This window comes from Nocardia flavorosea NBRC 108225 (assembly GCF_001613385.1).
Taxonomy (GTDB): Bacteria; Actinomycetota; Actinomycetes; order Mycobacteriales; family Mycobacteriaceae; genus Nocardia; species Nocardia flavorosea.
This window is the reverse complement of the sequence record NZ_BDCG01000006.1, coordinates 86,643-103,273: the sequence shown is the minus strand read 5'-3', so window position 1 is coordinate 103,273 and position 16,631 is coordinate 86,643. Positions and strand designations below refer to the sequence as shown.

At 68.5% G+C, this 16,631-nt stretch carries 12 protein-coding genes; 9 read left to right on the top strand and 3 right to left on the bottom strand.

Annotation, left to right across the window (positions count from 1 at the left end):
* Positions 1-471: 471 nt before the first annotated feature.
* The gene (locus NFL01S_RS07700) at positions 472-1,326 is read left to right on the top strand and encodes a TIGR02569 family protein (protein WP_062973017.1); all 855 of its coding nucleotides are present in this window, start codon (positions 472-474) and stop codon (positions 1,324-1,326) included.
* Between the two features lie 25 nt (positions 1,327-1,351).
* Here the strand turns inward: NFL01S_RS07700 and NFL01S_RS07695 are convergent, their stop codons facing one another.
* Positions 1,352-2,020, bottom strand: a complete 669-nt coding sequence (locus NFL01S_RS07695) for a FadR/GntR family transcriptional regulator (RefSeq protein ID WP_062972925.1) — start codon at positions 2,018-2,020, stop codon at positions 1,352-1,354.
* Between the two features lie 65 nt (positions 2,021-2,085).
* On the opposite strand from NFL01S_RS07695, the gene NFL01S_RS07690 reads away from it, so the two are divergent.
* From NFL01S_RS07690 to NFL01S_RS07665, 6 genes are all read left to right on the top strand, one after another.
* Positions 2,086-3,345, top strand: a complete 1,260-nt coding sequence (locus NFL01S_RS07690; protein ID WP_245670564.1) for a CynX/NimT family MFS transporter — start codon at positions 2,086-2,088, stop codon at positions 3,343-3,345.
* 332 nt (positions 3,346-3,677) lie between these two features.
* Entirely contained in the window at positions 3,678-5,150 is a 1,473-nt protein-coding gene (locus NFL01S_RS07685; protein WP_174555662.1) for a nitrate/nitrite transporter, read from the top strand.
* Between the two features lie 24 nt (positions 5,151-5,174).
* Entirely contained in the window at positions 5,175-7,703 is a 2,529-nt protein-coding gene (gene nirB, locus NFL01S_RS07680) for a nitrite reductase large subunit NirB (protein ID WP_062972921.1), read from the top strand.
* A 195-nt stretch (positions 7,704-7,898) separates the two neighbouring features.
* Positions 7,899-8,297 (top strand): nitrite reductase small subunit NirD, encoded by a 399-nt coding sequence (nirD, locus tag NFL01S_RS07675; protein WP_062973013.1) that lies wholly within the window; start codon positions 7,899-7,901, stop codon positions 8,295-8,297.
* Positions 8,294-9,505 carry a uroporphyrinogen-III synthase gene (locus tag NFL01S_RS07670; protein ID WP_062972920.1) on the top strand — a complete coding sequence of 404 codons (1,212 nt, stop codon included), beginning with the start codon at positions 8,294-8,296 and terminating at the stop codon, positions 9,503-9,505. Before nirD ends, NFL01S_RS07670 begins: the two co-directional genes overlap by 4 nt.
* Complete coding sequence (locus NFL01S_RS07665) at positions 9,502-10,473, top strand: sirohydrochlorin chelatase (RefSeq protein ID WP_062972918.1); 972 nt, start codon at positions 9,502-9,504, stop codon at positions 10,471-10,473. Before NFL01S_RS07670 ends, NFL01S_RS07665 begins: the two co-directional genes overlap by 4 nt.
* Here NFL01S_RS07665 and NFL01S_RS07660 read toward each other — a convergent pair.
* Both NFL01S_RS07660 and NFL01S_RS07655 read right to left on the bottom strand, forming a co-directional pair.
* Positions 10,457-10,885, bottom strand: coding sequence for a TA system VapC family ribonuclease toxin (locus NFL01S_RS07660; RefSeq protein ID WP_063915883.1), 429 nt, complete (start codon positions 10,883-10,885; stop codon positions 10,457-10,459). The genes NFL01S_RS07665 and NFL01S_RS07660 overlap by 17 nt on opposite strands.
* On the bottom strand, positions 10,882-11,139 hold the full coding sequence (locus NFL01S_RS07655; RefSeq protein ID WP_062972916.1) for a hypothetical protein: 258 nt from the start codon (positions 11,137-11,139) through the stop codon (positions 10,882-10,884). Before NFL01S_RS07655 ends, NFL01S_RS07660 begins: the two co-directional genes overlap by 4 nt.
* Before the next feature lie 209 nt (positions 11,140-11,348).
* Here NFL01S_RS07655 and NFL01S_RS07650 point away from each other — a divergent pair, with 209 nt between their 5' ends.
* Both NFL01S_RS07650 and NFL01S_RS07645 read left to right on the top strand, forming a co-directional pair.
* Positions 11,349-15,872, top strand: coding sequence for an AMP-binding protein (locus NFL01S_RS07650; RefSeq protein ID WP_168433860.1), 4,524 nt, complete (start codon positions 11,349-11,351; stop codon positions 15,870-15,872).
* Entirely contained in the window at positions 15,869-16,612 is a 744-nt protein-coding gene (locus tag NFL01S_RS07645) for a DUF6875 domain-containing protein (RefSeq protein ID WP_062972913.1), read from the top strand. The genes NFL01S_RS07650 and NFL01S_RS07645 overlap by 4 nt, the downstream gene beginning before the upstream one ends.
* Positions 16,613-16,631: the final 19 nt, after the last annotated feature.

The following is a 16,631-nucleotide window of genomic DNA, read 5'->3' as shown; positions in this document are numbered from 1 at the left end:
GCGGCGGATTCCGGGATCGCCGCCCGGAAGACGGGGTTGCCGCCGGGCGGTGCACGGAGCCTGACGAGTACCCCTCGACCGCCGGATTGCGTGTCGTCCGGCTCGCCTCCAGCCCCGGGCCCGGTGAAGAGTCGGTATCCGCCGCTCCGGCTGCGCGCCGCACCGCAGGCACGCCCGGATCGTCCGCGTCCGGACCGGAGCGGGCCGGTGGTGAGTATCCGTGGCGCGCTACGGGTTTGCAATCCCTGGACGGAGATTGCGGCGCAGTCACGCTATCCGCGTTTACGGTGTGATGGTGTGCGAGGGACTCCGGTGCGCGGGGGAGGCGGTGCGGTGAGCCGGTCGGTGATGATCTTCGCGACCGCGCGGTCGCGACCACGGGTTCCGGGGTTGTGACCGGCGTGTCGCGGCACGGCTACGGCTCGGTGTGGCGCACTCGACGTGCTGGGCGCCGGGAGTACGGTACGGCGCGTGACCACCACAGTCGAACCCCCCGAACATGTGCGGGCCACATTCGGTCTGCGTGAATTGGACCCGGTCGCTCTCGGCGATTGGGAGGGTGGCTGGCGCCTCGGTGATGTGGTGCTCAGCCCGGTCGCCGATCACGCCCGGGCCGCGTGGTCGGCCAAGACCCGGGAAAGCCTGCGGGTAGACGGGTTGCGGCTGGCCCGCCCGGTGCGGGCCACCGACGGGCGATACGTCGTATCGGGGTGGCGCTGCGATACCTATATGCCCGGGTCTCCGGAGCCGCGGCACGACGAGGTGGTCTCGGTATCGTTACGGCTGCACAAGGCGACCGCCACCCTGGACCGACCCCGATTTCTGTCCCAGCCGCCGGTGACGCCGTGGCTGGATGTGGATGTTTTCGTGGCCGCGGATCGGGCGGCTTGGGAGACGGTGCCGTTGCGTACCCTGCGTGCCGCGGGTGCGGTGATCGAGAATTCGCCGGACGGCCGGCACAGCCTGGACCTGATCGGCCAGTTGTCGACGCTGCGCAAACCCGTTCGCACTCCGGCCCAGCTCGTGCACGGCGACCTGTTCGGCACCGTACTGTTCGCCGGCGCGCAGACTCCCGCGCTCACCGATATCACCCCGTACTGGCGGCCGGCCGCGTGGGCGGCGGGCGTGATCGTGGTGGATGCGCTGTCGTGGGGCGGCGCCGACGAGGGGTTGCTCGAACGATGGGCCGATCTGCCCGAATGGCCGCAGATGTTGTTACGCGCGGTGATGTTCCGGCTGGCGGTGCATGTCCTGCATCCGCGGTCGACACCGGAGGCGTTACCCGGGCTGGTGCGTACCGCCGATATGGTCCGGTTCCTGCTGTGACCGAGGCGGTCGCGCCGGAACGTCCTCAGCGCTCGGGATAATCGGCCAGCAAGGTATCCAGGAAGCAGCGGGTGGTCTTGGCCGCGCGTTCTCCGTCGCCGTCGGTGATGGCCTGCACCAGTTCGCTGTGTTCGTCGTTGTACCAGCCGTCGATCCGGTCGGTACGGGAGCGGGTGGAGGATTCGATCCGGCCGAGCAGGGAATCGTAGAACTCCAGATACACCGCATTGTGGCTGGCGGCCACGATCGCCCGGTGCAGTTGTACATCGGCGGCGATGGCGGCGGAACGATCGGTCGGCCAGAGTCGGTTGCGTTCCTCGAGCAGGCGCTGCATTTTGGCGATATCGGCTTCGTCGCGGCGGTGGGCGGCCAGGGCGGCGGCGGTGGCTTCCAGGCCGTGGCGAAGTTCCAGGACATCGCGTTCGGCGGCCTCGGCGAAATACTTTTCGAGGGTGCTGCCGACTTCGGAGGTCGCGATGACATAGGTACCCGAACCCTGCCGCCGTTCCAGCATGCCGGCGTGGACCAGCGCCTGGACGGCCTCGCGTAGCGTATTGCGGCCGGTTCCGGTCAGCTCGGCGAGTTCGGGTTCGGTGGGTATCCGCGTCCCGACCGGCCAGCGTCCCGAGCGGATATCCTCTTTGAGTTGCTCGGTAACCTGGGCGATGAGACTGGTGCGGCGAACGCTTTGCACGCTGACAGCGTACCGCCCGTCACAACCGCCTTGTCCTGGTCATATGGTCATCCTATGATTTCTCGGTGACTGCAGCGTTGCCCGAGACCTCCCGTCCGGCCGACCCGCCCACCGCGGACCGGCGACGCTCACTCATCGAAGGCCGCCTGCTGGTACTGGCGGCCATCGTCATGTCGGCCCTCACCCTTCGGGTCGCGGTCACCGCCTTCACTCCTCTCGCCGAAGAAATCGGCGAACATATCGGCTATTCGACGGCCGTCGTCGGCGTCTTCGGGATGATCCCGACCCTGATGTTCTCGGTGACCGGGCTGCTGACCCCGCTGCTGGTACGGCGAATCGGGCTCGAATGGACCGTGCTGGCGGCCATGGCCGCCGCCGGGATCGGCATGCTCGCCCGCGTACTGGTCTCCGAAACGGTGGGACTGCTGCTGTTCTCCGCGCTGGCGCTCGGCGGTATGGGGATCGGCAATATCGTGGTCCCGCCGCTGGTGAAACGCTACTTCCCCGATCGCCTGGCCACGGTGAGCGCGCTCTACATCACCATGGTGCAGATCGGTACCGTTATTCCCGCCCTGGTGGCGGTGCCACTCGCCGAAACCCACGGCTGGCGGGTCTCGCTGGGGGTGTGGGCGCTGCTCGGGTTCGCCGCGGCCTTGCCGTGGATCGGTGTCCTGTGGAATCGGCGCGGCCGTGCCGCGGCGGATACGACGGGACTACCCGGCGCGACAGGCCGGGCCCCGAAGGTATGGCGCTCGCCATTGGCCTGGGGTATGTCGGCCATGTTCGGTATGACGTCGCTGACCACCTACTCCGTATTCACCTGGTTGCCCACCATCCTGTCCGATGCCGGTGCGGATGCGGCGTTCGGCGGCTCGATGGTCGCCTTGTTCGCACTCATGGGCCTGATCGCGGCATTGACCGCGCCGACGGTGGCGGCCCGCATGACCAATCCCTTCCCGGTCGCGGTCGGCTGCGCGGTCTGTTTCCTGGTGGCGTTCGCCGGCCTGCTCATCGCGCCGATGAGTGCGCCGGTGCTGTGGGTGGTCATCCTCGGCCTCGGCCCCAGTACCTTCCCGATGGCGCTCACCCTGATCAACTTGCGGACGCGCACCCCGGCGGGGTCGGCGGCGCTGTCCGGGTTCACCCAGGGCGTCGGTTATGCGCTGGCCTGTATCGGACCTTTGGTGTTCGGGATGTTGCACACCGTGACCGGCGGCTGGGAAGCGCCGTTCGTGCTGCTCGGGGTCTCGGTGGTGGTGCTCCTGATCGGTGCCTGGCAGGCCTGTAAACCGCGGCTGCTGGAGGATGGGCCCGCGGGCGGTTGATCATCTCGCCCTGAAGCCGGTGCGCGGTGGTGGGTGAGCGCGCGACCGAGTGAGCTTCCCGGGATTGCACCCGGAGCGTGACGCAGGTCATCCTGTGCTCAGTCCTCACCGCTTTCCCGGCGCGAAGTGGGCCGTTCGTGACGCCCGGAAATCCTTCTGTGACAGCGTGTTAACAAGCGCCGGTTTCTCACGCCCACCGCGCTGACCAGGTGAGAAACCGTTGATTCGGTGGACATTTTGGGCAGCATTACGGCAATACACGTTTCCTAACGTGGGGTCGAACCACGTTGGGAGGCCCCTTGAACACGCAGACAGAAAGCCGCCGCGGCGCCGTGCAGGCGTTGTTCCAGCGGCCGAAGCTGGAGCGCTGGGACGCGGAGGACACCGCGGCCTGGGAGGCCGGCGGTAGGAAGATCGCGACGCGCAACCTGATCTGGTCGGTCGTCGCCGAGCACATCGGATTCTCCATCTGGTCCATCTGGTCGGTCATGGTGCTGTTCATGCCGGCTGAAACCTACGGTATCGACGCCGCCGGTAAGTTCTTCCTGGTCGCGGTGCCGACCCTGATCGGCGCGATCCTGCGAATCCCGTATACGGTCGCGACGGCCCGATTCGGCGGCCGCAACTGGACGGTGTTCAGCGCCGTGGCACTGCTGATCCCGACCCTGCTCACGCTGTACTTCGTGAACCAGCCGGGAACGTCCTATACGACGTTCCTGATCGTGGCGGCGTTCGCCGGGCTGGGCGGCGGCAACTTCGCCTCGTCGATGACCAATATCAACGCCTTCTACCCGCAGCGCCTCAAGGGCTGGGCCCTGGGCATGAATGCGGGCGGCGGCAATATCGGTGTTCCGGTGATCCAGTTGCTCGGGCTGCTGATCATCGCGACCCTCGGCAACGAATACGCCTCGGTGATCTGCGCGGCTTACCTGGTGCTGATCGTGCTGGCCGGGCTCGGCGCGGCGTTGTTCATGGACAATCTGCCCAATCAGAAAGCCGATCTGTCCTTTATGCTCACCGCGCTGAAAGTGCCGCAGTCCTGGGCGGTTTCGTTCCTCTATATCGGGACCTTCGGCTCGTTCATCGGTTACAGCTTCGCCTTCGGGCAGGTCCTGCAGATCAGTTTCGTCGCCGGTGGGGAAACCGCGGCGCAGGCCACCCTGCATGCCGCGCAGATCGCCTTCATCGGGCCGCTGCTCGGCTCGCTGGCGCGGCCCTACGGTGGCAAGCTGGCCGACCGGCTCGGCGGTAGCAAGGTCACCGTGGTCACCTTCGTGGCGATGATGGTCGCCGCCGTGGTGGTGGCCGTGGCCTCGACGATCGCGGACGGTTCGGCGAACGGTTTCTCCGGCCCGGTGCTCGCGGTGCTGGTCGGCGGTTTCGTGGCGCTGTTCATACTGTCCGGCCTGGGCAACGGCTCGGTCACCAAGATCATCCCGTCGGTGTTCGAGGCCAAATCGCGCAGTCTCGACGGGAGTCCCGCCGAACGCGCCGCCTGGGCGCAGAACACCTCCGGTGCGCTGATCGGTTTCGTCGGCGCCATCGGCGCGCTCGGCGGTGTGGGGATCAACCTGGTACTGCGTTCCTCCTACGCCTCGACACAGTCGGCGACCACCGCCTTCTGGGTGTTCATGGCGTTCTATATCGCCTGCGCCGTGGTCACCTGGGCGGTGTTCCTGCGCCGCCCCGCCGCTCCGGCGTCCGGCCGGGAGGTCGTCGCCGGGGCCGAGGCCCTGGTCCGCCGGGCCGAATCCGGCGCCCCGTCCCAGCCCACCGAAACCCGGTCCGCCCGGTCGTCGGCCTGATCCCGGATTCCCACGGAGGACACCATGAATGCACAGCGCAAGACAGTCGTCGTCGCCGGTCACGGCATGGTCGGGCACCGCTTCGTCGAGGCGCTCCGCTCCCGGGACTCCGCCGGGCAGTGGCAGGTCGTCGTACTCGGCGAGGAACAGCTGCCCGCCTACGATCGGGTGGGGTTGTCCTCCTACGTCGGCAGCTGGGATCCGGCCGCGCTGGCGCTGCCGGGTAACGAGTACGCCGGCGACGAACTGGTGGACCTGCGCCTCGGAGAGCGCGCCGAGGCCATCGACAGGGCGGCGCAGAAGGTGACCACCGGCGCCGGTGCGGTACTCGACTACGACGCGCTCGTGCTGGCCACCGGTTCGTATCCGTTCGTGCCCCCCGTGCCGGGGCACGAACATCCGGAATGCTTCGTCTACCGCACCCTCGCCGATCTCGACGGCATCAAGGCGACGGCCGAGGCGGCGGGCCCGGGGGCGCACGGTGTGGTCGTCGGCGGCGGTCTGCTCGGCCTGGAGGCCGCCAACGCGTTGCGGATGCTCGGCCTGACCCCGCATGTGATCGAGTACAACGACCGGTTGATGCCCGCGCAGGTCGACGAGGGCGGTGGCGCGATCCTGGAGAAACTGGTTTCCGACCTGGGATTACAGGTGCATACCGGGGTCGGCACTCAGTGCATCGAACGGGACGAGACGGCTGCCCCCGCCGGGCGGTTGCGGATCGGTCTCTCCGACGACAGCTCGATCGATGCCGCCCTGGTGGTGTTCTCCGCAGGTATCCGGCCCCGGGACCAGATCGCCCGCGACGCCGGCCTCGAGGTGGGCCCGCGCGGCGGGATCATCACGGACCTGGGCCTGGCCACCTCTGATCCGAACATCTACGCCATCGGTGAATGCGCGGCGGTCGAAGGTGTCTGCTACGGCCTGGTCGCGCCGGGGTACACGACCGCCGAGATCGTGGCCGACCGGTTGCTCGGCGGGGCCGGTGAGTTCCCCGGCGCCGATATGTCCACCAAGCTGAAATTGCTGGGTGTGGATGTGGCCAGCTTCGGCGACGCCCACGGTAAGACCGAAGGCGCGCTGTCGGTGGTGCTGCACGACGCGGCGCGCGGCACCTACGCGAAACTGGTGATCTCCGACGATGCGCAGACCCTGCTCGGCGGCATCCTGGTGGGCGACGCCACCCAGTATGCAGCCCTGCGTCCGCTGGTCGGGCGGCCGCTACCGGCCGAACCGGCCGCACTGATCTCTCCGGCCGGCGCGGAACTCGGCGCCGATGCGCTGCCCGACGAAGCCCAGATCTGCTCCTGCAACGATGTGAGCAAGGGCGCGATCTGCGGTGCCATCGCCGACGGTGCCTGCGATATCCCTGCTGTCAAATCTTGCACCAAGGCCGGCACCTCCTGCGGCGGCTGTGTGCCGATGATCAAGAAGGTGCTGGAACAATCCGGCGTCGAAATGTCGAAGGCGCTGTGCGAGCACTTCGAACAGTCGCGTGCCGAACTGTTCCGGATCGTGCAGGCCACCGGTATCCGTACCTTCTCCGATCTGATCGCCCGGCACGGCAGGGGTATCGGCTGCGATATCTGCAAACCGACGGTCGCCTCGATCCTGGCCTCCACCTCCAACGAGCACATCCTGGAGGGTGAACAGGCCGCGCTCCAGGACACCAACGACCATTTCCTGGCCAATATGCAGAAGAACGGCACCTATTCGGTGGTGCCGCGGATGCCGGGCGGGGAGGTGACACCCGAGCAGTTGATCGTGATCGGTGCGGTCGCCAAGGAGTTCGGTCTCTACACCAAGATCACCGGTGGTCAGCGGATCGATCTCTTCGGCGCCCGCGTCGAACAGTTGCCGCTCATCTGGAAACGGCTCGTGGACGCCGGAATGGAATCCGGCCATGCCTACGGTAAATCGCTGCGCACCGTCAAGAGTTGCGTCGGGTCCACCTGGTGCCGGTACGGCCAGCAGGATTCGGTCGGGATGGCCGTCCTGCTGGAGAAGCGTTACCGCGGTTTGCGGTCACCGCACAAGCTGAAGCTGGCCGTTTCCGGCTGTGCCCGGGAATGCGCCGAGGCCCGCGGTAAAGACGTCGGTGTGATCGCTACGGAGAACGGCTGGAACCTCTACGTCGGCGGTAACGGCGGTCTCACCCCGAAGCATGCAGTGCTGCTGGCCGGCGATCTGGACGACGAGACTCTGATCTCCTATATCGACCGCTACCTGATGTTCTACATCCGCACCGCGGACAGGTTGCAGCGCACCGCGCCGTGGCAGGAGGATCTGGGTATCGACTATGTGCGTGCAGTGGTCTGCGCGGACAGTCTCGGTATCGCGGCCGATCTGGAAGCGGCGATGGAATCGCATGTGGCCGGTTATCGCGACGAATGGGCCGCGGTGCTCGAGGACGAACAGAAGCTTTCCCGGTTCGTCTCCTTCGTCAACGCCCCGGCCGAAGCGGATCCGACGATCTCGTTCGACGACAGCGGTGAACGCAAGGTCCCGGTACTGCTCGGCCTGCCCGCGATGCCCGGAGGCGGCAGTGGAATGTAACCACGGAGGGCATTGTGGGTAGGCCGAAGCGGACACAGCCTGCCCGCGATGCCCGGAGGCGGCAGTGGAATGTAACCACGGAGGCCGCAGTGAAATGTCACCGCGGAACCAGCCGCTACGGGTGGGAAATGACGGCTTAACCGAGTGGAAACAGTGCGCCGGTACCAATGGTTGAGGCGTATGGAGGAGAACACCATGACCGTGATCGATACCCCTGGCGTTGCCCCGGCCACCACAGGGTGGACGCTGGCCTGCCGGCTCGACTATCTGATTCCCGGCCGCGGCGTCGCGGTGCTGCTGCCGAGTGGGGCCCAGGCGGCGCTGTTCCTGCTGCCCGAGGGCACGCTGTACGCGGTCGGCAATATCGACCCCTTCGGCCGTGCGGCGGTGATGTCGCGCGGGATCGTCGGTGACCGCGGTGGCGAACCGGTCGTCGCGTCGCCGCTGTTGAAGCAGGCATTCTCGCTGCTCGACGGGCATTGCCTGGACGATGCGACCGAATCGCTGCCGGTGTACGCCGTGCGCGTGGACGGCGGCCTCGTCTCGATTTCCGACGAACCCCTCGTCATGGCCGCGGACGGCGTACCCGCATGACGGTTCCGGATGCGTCCCCCTCGCTGGCCGGGTTCACCATCGGTATCACCGCGGCCCGGCGCGCCGAGGAATTCGCCACCCTGCTCACCCGCCGGGGCGCGACTGTCGTATCCGCGCCGGCCATCCGGATCATTCCGCTGGCCGACGACACCGAACTCGAACGGGTGACCCGCGAACTCGTCGCCGACCCACCGCAGATCGCCGTCGCCACCACCGGGATCGGTTTCCGCGGCTGGATGGAGGCGGCCGAGGGGTGGGGGCTGGCCGAACGGTTGCGCATCACATTCGGCGGCACCCGGATGCTGGCCCGCGGGCCCAAAGCCAAGGGGGCGATCCGGGCGGCCGAACTCCGGGAGGAATGGTCGCCTGCGTCCGAATCGTCGGCGGAGGTGCTGGACCATCTGCTCGCGGAAGGGGTCGAGGGGGTGCGGATCGCGGTGCAGTTGCACGGCGCGACCACCGAATGGGAACCGATCCCCGATTTCTGTGAGGTGCTGCGCTGCGCCGGCGCGGATGTGGTGCCGGTGCCGGTGTACCGGTGGGAGCCGCCCGCCGATCGCGGTCCGATGGACAACCTCATCGAGGCCGTGATGACGTCGGCCATCGACTGTGTGACCTTCACCAGTGCGCCCGCCGTGGCGTCGATGTTGATGCGTGCCAAGGAAACCGGTGTGCTCGAGGGCCTCCTGCATGCTCTGCGCATCCGGGTGCCGGCGGCCTGCGTGGGGCCCATCACCGCGGCGCCGTTGGAGGAACTGGGTGTCCCGGTGACGATGCCCGCCCGCGCGCGGCTGGGCGCCCTGGCCCGCCATGTGGCCGAGGAGCTACCACGCCGCGCCGGCCGGATCAACGCCGCCGGGCACACCATCAGCGTGCGCGGGTCATGCGTGGTGGTGGACGGCACGGTGAAACAGCTCGCTCCCGCACCGATGGCATTGATGCGTTCGCTGGCCCGGTATCCCGGGCGGGTGGTGTCGCGTGAGGATCTGCTGGCCGCCCTGCCCGGCGGGGGCGACGACACCCACGCGGTGGAGACGGCCATCGCCCGTCTGCGGGCGGGGCTGGGGGCACCGAAGGCGATCCAGACCGTGGTCAAACGCGGTTACCGGCTGGCCATGGACCCGGCCGAATGCACCGATAACAATGCCGCCGCCGCGCTGCCCGCGGTGCGTAACACCCGCTATGTGCGCACGGTGGTTCCCGGATGAGCGCGCCGGAAGCACTCAGGCCGGAACCGCCCGCGCTGGTCTTGGTGGCCCACGGGACCCGCAGCGGTAAGGGGGTGGAGATGATCGCCGCGCTGGCCGAGGCAGTGGGTCGCGAACTCGGGCACCGGCCGGTACCGGCCGGAACCCCCTGCGCGCACAACGCGGCTGCTGGGCCGGGTACCGGCACCGGGCAGCCCGCGCGGGCTCGCCGCACAGCGATGCTTCCTGCTGCGCACTCAACCGCGGTGTGCGGTTGCGCCGTCGATCCCCTCGCAGAATTCGGCGTGGTCTCCGGTCGGTCCACGACGAGCACGCCGGTGCGCACCGCATTCGTCGATGTCCTCGGTCCCTCACCGTCGGAAGTGCTGCACGATCTCGTCGCACAGTCTCCGGATGCCGTGAATCCGGCACCGGCCGTGGTGGTTCCGGCCTTCCTGGCTTCGGGCTATCACGTCTACAAGGATGTGCCGCGGGAAGTGAGCGACAGTGCCCATCCCGCCGTGACGGTGACCCCCGCGATGGGTCCGGATCCCGCCCTGGCGCGGATCATGGCCGTGCGGTTGCGCGCGGCCGGCTGGTGCCCGGGTGATGCCGTGGTGTTCGCGGCCGCGGGCTCTTCCGATCCGCGAGCTCGCGCGGACGTGAACCGTGCTGCCGCCATGCTCACCGCACAACTCGCCACACCGGTGCGCACGGCGTATGTCGCCACGGGCGCACCGCGCGTTCCGGAAGTCGTGGCAGAGTTGCGCGAGGAGGGCCAGGACCGTGTGTTCGTCGCCTCCTACTTGCTGGCACACGGACTGTTCCACGAGCGCCTGCACCAGGCCGGCGCGACCGGAGTGGCCGACCCGATCGGCGTGCATCCCGCCGTGGTCCGGTTGATCGCCGACCGCTACCGCGCTGCGCTACGCGAACGGTCCGGCCGGCCCACCCTGCCGCCGACCGGAACCGCTATCCCGCGATCGTGACAACCGGGATCGACGGATACCGGGCCGCCAGTTTTCGGTCGAGCGTTGCCAACTCCGCACCGCTGGTCTGGGCGAACGCGGCGAGATAATCGTCGGTCCACAGCTTGTGGCTCGTCTCATCGCGCGCAGACAGTGCCCGGAATACAGCCTCGAGGTCCGCCGGTTCATCGGCCCAGGCCACTCGCTCATCGGCCAGTAGTTGATCGATCACCCGCCATGCTGCGCTGCGGGTGAGGACATCACCCTGCATGACCGAAGGATTCGAAAGCAATCGTAGTAGCGAGGTTCGGGTAACCCGGCACATCACAAGGTCGCCCGGGTGTCTGTCGAACCACTTCGCGGCTGCGGAATGGTGCATATGGCGGCCCCATACCGCAGCCAGCCACACGCCCACGTCGACGAGCGCTGTCATGCGTACTCGGCAGCGTCGTCGTTTCCAAGTGCCTCATCGAGGTCCGCGTTGCTCAGGTCCACCTTGTGCGGGGCATCCGCCGCGCCGACCAATGGGAACCGGACACGCCCGGACTTCGGCGGATGGACACCTGCGCCTACCTCATGTGCCTGGGCCTTTGTGAAAAGGTCCTCGAGACTGAGACCGCGCTCGGTGGCGGCGGCGATCTTGGCGGCGCGCATGAGTTCCGGAGGTAGGTCGATTGTTGTGCGCATAAAAACGTATTAGCGCATTCTGGTTCGGTTGAGGGATTGCGCTGGAGATGGGAGCCGGTGCATTACCTTGCTGGGCAGGCGTAGTGTTCGCCGCAGGTGATTCCGCAGGTAGTCGTAGCGGCCGGGCCGGTACGGAGCGGCGCGTGGATCGGCGTCGCGCGTTGTTCTCATTTCCGGGCCGGCCGGGCAACGCAGGAGGCGCGGTCCAGGTGAGGTACCAGGGAACGGGATCGGATCATCCGCTGTCGGCCGCTCAACTGCGGTGGTGGGTGGCGCAACAGCTGTATCCCGGGATCCCGAACACCGTGGCCATGTACCTGGATCTGCGGGGGCCGGTCGAGGTGGAGCTGATGCGCGAATGCGGGCGGCGCGCGGCCCGGGAGCTCGAATCGCCCGGAATCCGGGTGCGGGAAGTGGACGGCCGGCCGCGGCAGCTGCTCGCGGATACCGATCTCCCGTTCTTCGTCTGCGATCTCGCCGATCACACCGATCCGATCATCGCGGCGCTCGATCGGATGGCGGACGACCACTTCGCTCCGCTCGATCCGCGCACCGACGATCTCACCGTCGCGACGCTGTACCGGGTGGCCGCGGACCGGCATCTGCTGTATCTGCGCAGCCATCACCTGGTTCTCGACGGCGCCGGTGCCGTCGCACTGTTACGGCGCACCGGTGAGCTGTACCGGGCTGCGGTCACCGATACCGAGGCGGGCGAGCCCGGCGCGCTGGACACCGCCGGACTGCTCGCCGCCGAGGAGACCTATCGGAAGTCGGCGCGGGCGGCGGCCGATAAGGAGTACTGGCTCTCCGCGCTGTCGGGTCTGTCCGAGCCGGTGGGGCTGGCCGGCCATCCCGCGGGGCCACGGCCACGGCCGCACCGGGCTTCGGCGGGGCTCGGACCGGCGACCGCGGATGCGGTCGCCGCCGCCCGCGAACAGTACGGTGCCTCCTTCGGCGAACTGCTCATCGCCGCCTTCGCCTGCTATTTCGCCCAGCTCACCGGGAACGACGACCCCGTGATCACACTCCCGGTACCGGCTTGGACGACGGCGGTACTGCGCCGGTCGGCCGGGTCGGTATCGAATGTCGTGCCGCTGCGGCTCACCGGCCTCACGCGGGGCACCGTCGGGGTCGCGGTCGCCGCGGTACGGACGAAGATCGTTGCGGCGCTGCGGCATCAGCGGTATCCGTACGAGGAGATCCAGCACGACCGCGGCCGCGGCCGGGTGGAGCGCGGCGGATTCGGGCCGGTGGTCAACGTGCTCGGTTTCGTGGAACCGCTGCGGTTGGGTCCGCTCACCGGGCAGGCGCAGCTGCTGTCGCTGGGACCGGTGGAGGATCTGCTGGTCAACGGGTATCAGCTGGGTCCGGACGAGTCCAGCATCAGTATCGATTTCCAGGGCAATCCCGCCCGGTATTCGGCCGCGGCGCTCTCCTGGTATCACCACGGATTCCTCTTCTATCTGCACCATTTCCTCACCGCAGCACCAGACGATCCGGTCGCATGCCTCGGCGAACGCGAAAAGGCCCCGGATGTACCGGGCTTCGTTCCGCGACAAGCAGCGGATCCGCGGGACTCCCCGGCACCCATCGCGGCGGTGCGACTGCTGCCCGAGCTCCTGCGTATGGGAATGCGCCCGGATGCGGTGGCCGTGAGCGAAGGCACCCGATCACTGACGTATCGCCGGCTGGACGAACTCTCCCGCGGCTGGGCACAGGAACTGATCGACCGTGGTGCAGGCCCCGGGACGCCGGTCGCGGTGGTCATCCCGCGTTCGATCGAATCGGTGCTCGCGCTCTGGGCGGTGGCCACCGCGGGCGCTTGTTTCGTACCGATCGACCCCGCCGACCCGCCGGATCGGATCTCGTCGGTGCTTGCGGCCGCGGGAATCGGCTTCGGTCTCACAGTGGCGGCGGTACGGCCGGGCTTGTCCGCAGCGGATGCGACCCGTGCGGCGACCGCGGGGCCGGGCAGCGGCGAGCCGGTGCGCTGGCTGGAGCTGGACGGCCCGGCCGCAACGGCAGTGCAGCCGCGGCAACCGTCAGGCGATTCGATAGATGCCGGTACCGCGGAGCGACCGGCGGCCGGGTCGCGGCGGGATACCGTCGCTCCCGGTGTCGAACCGGGCGAGCCGGATACGGGGCCCGCGCCGGATGGACAACGTGTGGTGAACCGTGACGATACCTGGACGGAGGGGGCCCTACATCGAGCCGGGAACGACAACAACGCCGTCGAGGTGGGTTCCGTGCACTCCGGGCGGAAGCCGGAGGGCTCGGCCGACGGCCGGAAAACGGGAACGGCGCACGGAGGAAGGGGCATATCGGCGAGAACCGGCGCCGTGCCCGCCGGGTCGCGGAACGGGGCTGGTGCGGGTACGCGGAACGGTTTGGTCGGATCCGTGCAGGTAGGTGAGCGTACCCGCGCGCAGCGAGTAGCTGCCCGAGTCGGCGACGGCGACGGACCGTGGAGGTATTCGGCGGCGATCGGCGGGGATCGGAAACCCTGGGCGGGGCTGTGCCCGGACCACCCCGCCTATCTGATCCATACCTCGGGGACCACCGGAACTCCGAAGGGGGTGCTCGTCGGTCACCGTGGGTTGGGACCGCTCACCGACTATCTTGTCGAGCGCTATCGGGTCGATGCCGAGTCCGTTGTCCTGCACGCGCATTCGCCTGTATTCGACGCGCATCTGCTGGAGCTGCTCGCGGCGTTCGCGGTCGGTGCGCGGCTGGTGGTCGCCCCCGCGGGGCCGGTGGCGGGGACCCGGCTCACCGAATTGATCCGTACCGCGGAGATCACGCATCTGCTGAGCACTCCCGTGGTGCTGAACAGCTTGGACCCGGCCCGGCTGCCGAGTCTGCGGGTGGTGGTGACCGGTGGCGAGTCCCCCGGCAGCGAACTCGTCCGGCGCTGGGCTCCGCGGGTGCGGTTGTACAACGGCTACGGTCCTACCGAGACGACCGTGATGACGATGCAGAGCGAGCCACTGTCCCCGGCCGGCCCGGTGCTGATCGGGCCGGCACTGCCGGATGTGCGAGCGGTGCAACTGACTCCCCGGCTGCGGCCGGTACCGGTGGGCGGGCGGAGCGAACTGTATCTGGGCGGGCCGGGTGTCGCGCTGGGGTATCTGCACGATCCCGCGACCACGGCCGTCCGGTTCGTGGCCGATCCGGCGGGCACCGGGCAACGCCTGTATCGGACCGGGGACCTGGTGCGCGCCGATCCCGGCGGCTTCGAATACCTCGGCCGGGCCGATCGTCAGCTCGGCCTGCACGGCCGCCGGATCGAGCCCGGCGAGATCGAATCGGCGCTCACCGCGGGACCGGAAATCGCGCAGGCGGTGGTTACGGTGACGGGCGAATCCGGACCGGCCGCCTGCCTGGCCGCCTATGTGGTGGTGGCCGCGGGCCATGGATTCGATCCGGTCGCCACGCTGAGCCGGATCCGCACCGTACTGCCTTCCGCGCTGGTGCCGGCGGTGTTACTGGAGATCGATCGGATTCCGTTGACCCCCAATGGGAAAACCGACCGGGACCGGCTGCCGGAACCGGTGCTGTCTCGCGCCTATCGCGCCCCGGAAACGGATGTGCAGCGGTTGGTCGCGCGGCAGGTGGGCGGTGTGGTCGGCCGTCCGGATATCGGACTGGACGACGATTTCTTCGCGCTGGGTGGTAATTCGCTACTGGGCGTGGCTCTTTCGGCCGAGCTGGCCGAGGTGACGGGCGTTCCGGTGACCGTACGCTGGCTGTATACCGCGCCGACGGTGGCGGAGCTGGCCGACCGTATCGCGGATTACCGGCACTCCGGCACTCCGGCGGACAGCGATGAGGAGGGCAGCGACCACGCGAGTGGTGAACCAGCGGATTCGGTGTCACCGGCCCGGAGGTTCGCGGCGACGGGCGGTAACGGCACCGGCGGGGCGGAGGGCTTGCAGATAATTCTGCCCCTGCGCCGCAACGGCTCCCGGCCGCCGCTGTTCTGTTTCCATTCCGCGGTACCGCTGGCGTGGTGTTACGCGGGACTGTCACACCGGATCGCCGCCCGCCCGGTCTACGGAGTCCAGTCGCCGGTCCTGACTTCCCCGGACTCGGAGGTCGCCACGGCCGATACTCTCGCCGGCCGCTATCTGCGCGAGATCCTGCGGGTGCAACCGGATGGCCCCTACCATCTGCTGGGCTGGTCGCTCGGTGGCCAGCTCGCCCATGCCGTGGCGGTCCGGTTACGCGATCTCGGCCATGAGGTCGCGATGCTGGCGATGCTCGACAGTGTCGTCTTTCCGCCGGACGCCCCACCACCACCGCGGCCGCGGATGCGCGATCTGCTCACCCACCTGCTCGGCGACGAACCCGACGCGCACGCAGCGGCGCAAGCTCCGGAACTGACGGCCGCCGAAGCCGCCGCGGAACTGGCGGCCGCGGGGGCGACCCTGGGCGCGGGGCTGACCGCCGGCCAGCTCGACCGCCTGCATCGGGCCTACATCGCGGGGGTCGAGATATCGGCCCGCTACCGTCCCGGCGTCTTCGACGGTGACCTGCTGTACTTCTCGGCGACCCGCGGCATGACCGAAATGCTCGATGTGCAGATGTGGCGGCCGTTCGTCACCGGTGAACTGCTCGAGTACCCGGTCGATACCGAGCACGGCCGGCTGATGAATCCCGAATCCGTCGCGGTGATCGCACCTGTCCTGGACCGATATCCGGCCGAACTCACCGCGCGGGCGGACAGCCGATGAACAGGCCGGCGAACTCCGAGGGCCCGGTACCCGCGACCGCCCACGCATATCGCGGGCCGCGGACCGGCCGGACCTGGCGCGATGTCTACCACGACGCCGAACGCTGGGCCGCACAACATCCCGATGCCGCGGTACTCACGCGCTGGATCGCCGAGTATCTCCGGCAGCCACATCCCGACCTGGGCCGAGACGGCCCGGTATGCCCGTTCATCCGCCAGACCACGAACCACCATGCCCTGTGGGCCGCCGTGATCCGCGGGGGCGACGAGCTGACCGTCGAGAACATCTCGGCGGCCGTTCTGGATGCCCACGGCCTGTACAAAAGCCTCCGCGCCGGGGAGTCCGGCGACCGCCGCCTGACCACGGTGACGATCTTCCCCGGACTCACCCGCACCGACCGGATCGACACCGCGCACTGCCGCCACAAGACCGAGGTGGTCTGCGACGGCCTGATGCTCGGCCAGTTCTACCCGGGATGCCGGGTACCCGGGCTGTGGAACGCCGCCTTCCATCCGTTGGACGCACCGCTGCCGATGCTGGTGATCCGCCCCATGATGACCACCGACTACCCGTTCCTGGTCGCGCGCATCGACTGGCTGTACGCGTATTTGGGCAAGGTCGCACCGCAGTTGCCCCGGGCCCTGCGCTGGTCGATCGCCGAACGGATGCGGGTGCCGGAAGCAGACGCCGACGCGATCACCGCGCTACGGGTGCACGCCCGCGACGAACACGCCAGGTGATAACCCCGGGCCGGGTATC

Excerpts from the sequence above, each read along its gene's own strand:
- nirB (WP_062972921.1), top strand. The coding sequence starts at position 5,175 with ATGAATGCACAGCGCAAGACAGTCGTCGTCGCCGGTCACGGCATGGTC.
- nirD (WP_062973013.1), top strand. The coding sequence starts at position 7,899 with ATGACCGTGATCGATACCCCTGGCGTTGCCCCGGCCACCACAGGGTGG.
- NFL01S_RS07670 (WP_062972920.1), top strand. The coding sequence starts at position 8,294 with ATGACGGTTCCGGATGCGTCCCCCTCGCTGGCCGGGTTCACCATCGGT.
- NFL01S_RS07665 (WP_062972918.1), top strand. The coding sequence starts at position 9,502 with ATGAGCGCGCCGGAAGCACTCAGGCCGGAACCGCCCGCGCTGGTCTTG.
- NFL01S_RS07660 (WP_063915883.1), bottom strand. The coding sequence starts at position 10,885 with ATGACAGCGCTCGTCGACGTGGGCGTGTGGCTGGCTGCGGTATGGGGC.
- NFL01S_RS07655 (WP_062972916.1), bottom strand. The coding sequence starts at position 11,139 with ATGCGCACAACAATCGACCTACCTCCGGAACTCATGCGCGCCGCCAAG.
- NFL01S_RS07645 (WP_062972913.1), top strand. The coding sequence starts at position 15,869 with ATGAACAGGCCGGCGAACTCCGAGGGCCCGGTACCCGCGACCGCCCAC.